The sequence below is a fragment of the Winogradskyella alexanderae genome (genome assembly GCF_020166335.1).
Taxonomy (GTDB): domain Bacteria; phylum Bacteroidota; class Bacteroidia; order Flavobacteriales; family Flavobacteriaceae; genus Winogradskyella; species Winogradskyella alexanderae.
The window spans coordinates 1-4,320 of sequence record NZ_JAIUJR010000023.1 but is presented as its reverse complement, the minus strand read 5'-3'; the positions used below and the strand labels follow the sequence as shown (position 1 = coordinate 4,320).

The following is a 4,320-nucleotide window of genomic DNA, read 5'->3' as shown; positions in this document are numbered from 1 at the left end:
CTAATCGGAATTTCGAGCCTTTTTGCTAAATTTATGGTTACGGCGGAATGATACTCGCGTACCATTCCGTAACGAAACCATAGCCAAAACCGTTGTAGCTAATTTGAAAAAGAGCCTTATAAATACTGTAACAATAGGAATTTTGTTTATTACAATTTTCATTTCGTGCAATTCCAAAATTATCTTTTACCAAAATGAAAAAGTTATAACAAAAGCGTGTGAACTTAATAATCGCATTAATGATACTGTTGTAATTAGCGGAATTTATTCAAATTGTATGGAATATTCCTCATTTAACCTAATTGAGAAAGATAATTGTTATAACCTGTTTGATATGGACTTGAATCTAAACGCAGTAGAATTTACACCAGAATTAGATAAAAGGTTTGACAAAATGCAAGGTTGTGGAGTTAGTATGGAAATGATTTTAAAGGGAGTATTACGAAAAGAAGAAAATGCTTTATATGGTCATTTAGGAACAAATAATTCTCAATTAATAGTATTTGAATTTGTCAAATACGGAAAAGTGAAATATCATAAACTAAAAGTCGAATAAAAACTGCCTACAACGATGGCTATAATTGCTTACACCAGTTTGCTACGCTCGTCTAATTGCTACTGTTGGCTAACAAGAATAATTTTTCCTACATTTAATACTTAAACAGATATTTAATAATTTCGTTACGCTGTTTGCTTCGCACGTGTGGAAAAAACTAGCAACGCTTCGCAAACTGCTAACCGCAATGAAATCATAGCAGAGACCGTTGTAGCTAATTTGAAAAACCTAATGAAAAATAAACTATCAATTCTATTTTTTTTAATATACAATTTATGTTCAAGTCAAATTGATATCGATTTTTCCAATTTAAGCGTGACTGAATCTAGAGTTGATTCGATTAACCTATATTTTGACAAAGTTCTCAAAAGCGATGGGGAAAAAAAGAAAGAATTAGAGAAATTATTTTTTGAATTACTTCCAAATAGTCATTCAGAAATGAGTGATGCAATGTATATAGATGCAGTCAAAAAAGTCCAAGAACGGGAAAAAAACAAATACAAGGAAGGTTATATTTCCAAAATCCTTATTCCAAATCCTTGGGTTAAATATTTAAGTAAAATGGACTATTATGACAAAGATGTATATTACGATAAGTATTTTAACATTTGTATTGGAGGTGAATATGGAGCTGATTATTTAAGAGCAGGTTTTGAAATTTATGAACGCTTTTTATCCGACACAAAAATTGCTTGTGAAAAACTGGAAAGGTTAACCGATAAACAAATAGAAAGTATATTTTATTTCATATTTGACGAAATACATCCCGAACACAATGAAGAGAATATTTCTTTGTATAAGAAGATGTTATCTAAAATAAAAGTAGAGAATGTAAAACTATCTGAATTATTGGAAAAAACCTATAAACGGATAATTACGGAACAAAGAAATCATTAATTAAAAAAACTAGCTACAACAATGGCTATAATTCATTGCTACTACTCGCCTATTCCCAAAATTAGTTTAACTTTAAACGGCTGGATTTCTACGGTCGAAAATTCCTCTGGAATTTTCAACGCAACGAAATCATAGCCGAGACCGTTAGCACCAATAAGAAAAACTAAATATGAATTTACATAAGATAATTTTCGACTCAACTCTTTATCAAAAATTGAAAAACACAGTTTTGATTGATGAGGATGGAGAAGAAAAGGAATATACTTTAGAATATCTTATAACACACTTTAGCGAAAGAGTTGAGCTTTATTGCACAAAATGTAAAGACAAAAGGGTTTTTACGCCAGATAAAGTCTATCGAGATGCGCCAAGAGTTCCTAATATGCAATTTCCACCTCAATTAGTGCGCAATGAACCTACTCTTTATAAAACCTTTAGATGTAGTTTGGACTCACAGCACAAAATCTTGTACGGATTTTTAGTAGACGGAGAGGAAATAATAAAAATAGCAGAATACCCATCAAAATATGATTCTGTCAAGGATGGCTTTAATAAATATGAGGATGTTCTATCCAAAGAAAATATAAGTGAGCTTGCTAAAGCGTCCCAACTTGAATCTTACGGATATGCAATTGGTGCATTTCTTTATTTACGAAGAATCTTTGAAAATATAATTATACAAACCTTCACTGATACTGATATTAAGAATAAAATATCGGAAGTTGAATTCCGCAAGAAAAGAATGGAGGATAAAATTGATTATATCAAAGAATATCTTCCGGATTATTTTAATGAGAATTCACACATATACAGCACTTTGAGTAAAGGAATTCACGAATTACAGGAAAAGGAATGCAGAGAATACCTGCCGATTGTAAAGACTATTATCTATTTTTCATTAGATGAGGCAGTTGACAAAAGAAAAAAAGAATTGAGAAAGAAGGAATTTGCGAATAAGCTAAAAAATATAAATACGAAATTGAAATAAATTACTGGTGCTAACAATGGCTATAATTCATTGTGGTTTTGTGCCACACCAAAATAAATGTATTAATCTAACGACTGGATTTCTGCGGAATAATCCTGCGGATGATTCCACAACGAAATCATAGCCGAGACCGTTGTGCATAATGTTCCAAAACCCGTAATTTGAATTAAAATTTGAGAAAAAAAGAAATATTTTGGCTGATTGGAACGACAATTCTCGTGTTGATTTTAAACACGCTGATTTTCGGAATTGATGGACTGAAGTCTGACTCAACTCTGGACATAAATGTTCACGACACTTATTTCGTAATTGCCAATTTTCATTTCATCCTTTTACTCGGCGTTTTAGTGTTTTTCGGAATTTACCTTATCCGAACATTACGCAGGAATTTTAAAAATCTGACTGCAAATCTGATTTTAATGATTTCGACAATTCTTCTCATAATAATCCTGAACGGAATTAGCACAATTGTGGAGAATTTTATTCAACAAACTTCTGGTTGGACTATTTATCCACCTTTGAGTGCTGGCGACGGAATAGAACAAATTGAACAAGAAATTAAACCAAAAGAAAATAGTTTCGGAATTTTATCGAGTGTTCTTTTTTACACCCAAATATTACTGCTGATTTTCTTGGCTTATAGTGGATTTAAAACTGGTCTAAATTATAAACGGAATGAATAAAAAACACTATGCACAACAATGTATAACCGCAATTACGGCGGATTCGACTACGTCCGAATCCACTCGGAATTGCGAGCGTCAGTGCTTAACCGAAAAACATTAACTTTAATCCCGTAACTGACGGTTATACGAGACCGTTGTGGTTAATGTCCAAAAACCGAGAAATTGAATGAACAAAACGATATTTGAGATTACAAACATGGATTGTCCTTCCGAGGAAAATCTAATCCGAATGAAATTAGACGGAATCTCAAGTATTGCGAATTTGGACTTTGACATTCCCAACCGAAAATTGATCGTTTTTCACAGCGGAGAAATTGACCAAATCGAAAAGGCGATTATCGAACTGAATTTAGGCGGAAAGAAAATCTCGACTGCACAAACTGACCGAACGGAATTTAAAGAAAATGAAAATCAGAAAAACCTACTTTGGTCTGTGCTTGCCATAAATTTTGTGTTTTTCCTAATCGAAATGACAACTGGAATAATCTCAAAATCAATGGGACTTGTTGCCGACAGTTTAGATATGCTTGCGGACAGTTTTGTTTACGGAATTAGTTTGTTTGCTGTTGGCGGAACTTTGATAAGAAAAAAACTGATTGCAAAACTTGCTGGATATTTTCAAATAACACTTGCGCTTATTGGATTTGTGGAAGTTTTAAGGAGGTTTTTAGGAGACGAGAAACTTCCCGATTTTTCGACAATGATTATCGTTTCGATTTTTGCACTTATTGCAAACGGAATTTGTCTTTACATTTTGCAAAAGTCAAAGAGCAAAGAAGAAGCTCATATGAAAGCAAGTATGATTTTCACTTCGAACGATGTGATTATCAATTTGGGAGTAATTATAGCTGGACTTTTGGTAAATTGGTTGAGTTCAAGCAAACCAGATTTGATTATCGGAACAATCGTTTTTGTTTTGGTAATTCAAGGAGCATTTAGAATATTAAAATTGAGTAAATAACGAAAAAACACTAACCACAACAATGGCTATAAGTAATTGCTTGTTCTCGCCTTCTTCTGAAAATCCTCGCAGATTTTCAGTTTGGTGCGTACTAGCAAAGTTAATTGCTAACCCACGCAACTACTCATAGCCGAGACCGTTGTGAACAATTCGCCCAGGGCGAACTTTAATCTGCGCAGCTTCGCTGACAGTGCATCTTAAAGTAAATTGTTCACAACAGAGCGCTAAACCA

5 protein-coding genes are annotated in these 4,320 nt (G+C 33.1%); all 5 read left to right on the top strand.

Annotated features, from left to right (window positions below; genetic code table 11):
- The first annotated feature begins 277 nt into the window (after positions 1 to 277).
- The 5 genes from LBU54_RS15090 (at position 278) to LBU54_RS15070 (ending at position 4,088) form a co-directional block, all read left to right on the top strand.
- Complete coding sequence (locus LBU54_RS15090; RefSeq protein ID WP_224531924.1) at positions 278 to 556, top strand: hypothetical protein; 279 nt, start codon at positions 278 to 280, stop codon at positions 554 to 556.
- Between the two features lie 231 nt (positions 557 to 787).
- Positions 788 to 1,453 (top strand): hypothetical protein, encoded by a 666-nt coding sequence (locus LBU54_RS15085; RefSeq protein ID WP_224531923.1) that lies wholly within the window; start codon positions 788 to 790, stop codon positions 1,451 to 1,453.
- A gap of 169 nt (positions 1,454 to 1,622) precedes the next feature.
- Entirely contained in the window at positions 1,623 to 2,441 is an 819-nt protein-coding gene (locus tag LBU54_RS15080; protein WP_224531922.1) for a hypothetical protein, read from the top strand.
- A 419-nt stretch (positions 2,442 to 2,860) separates the two neighbouring features.
- Entirely contained in the window at positions 2,861 to 3,124 is a 264-nt protein-coding gene (locus tag LBU54_RS15075) for a hypothetical protein (protein WP_224531921.1), read from the top strand.
- Positions 3,125 to 3,293: 169 nt separating this feature from the next.
- Positions 3,294 to 4,088 carry a cation transporter gene (locus tag LBU54_RS15070; RefSeq protein WP_224531920.1) on the top strand — a complete coding sequence of 265 codons (795 nt, stop codon included), beginning with the start codon at positions 3,294 to 3,296 and terminating at the stop codon, positions 4,086 to 4,088.
- Positions 4,089 to 4,320: the final 232 nt, after the last annotated feature.

Excerpts from the sequence above, each read along its gene's own strand:
- LBU54_RS15090 (WP_224531924.1), top strand. The coding sequence starts at position 278 with ATGGAATATTCCTCATTTAACCTAATTGAGAAAGATAATTGTTATAAC.
- LBU54_RS15085 (WP_224531923.1), top strand. The coding sequence starts at position 788 with ATGAAAAATAAACTATCAATTCTATTTTTTTTAATATACAATTTATGT.
- LBU54_RS15080 (WP_224531922.1), top strand. The coding sequence starts at position 1,623 with ATGAATTTACATAAGATAATTTTCGACTCAACTCTTTATCAAAAATTG.
- LBU54_RS15075 (WP_224531921.1), top strand. The coding sequence starts at position 2,861 with ATGATTTCGACAATTCTTCTCATAATAATCCTGAACGGAATTAGCACA.
- LBU54_RS15070 (WP_224531920.1), top strand. The coding sequence starts at position 3,294 with ATGAACAAAACGATATTTGAGATTACAAACATGGATTGTCCTTCCGAG.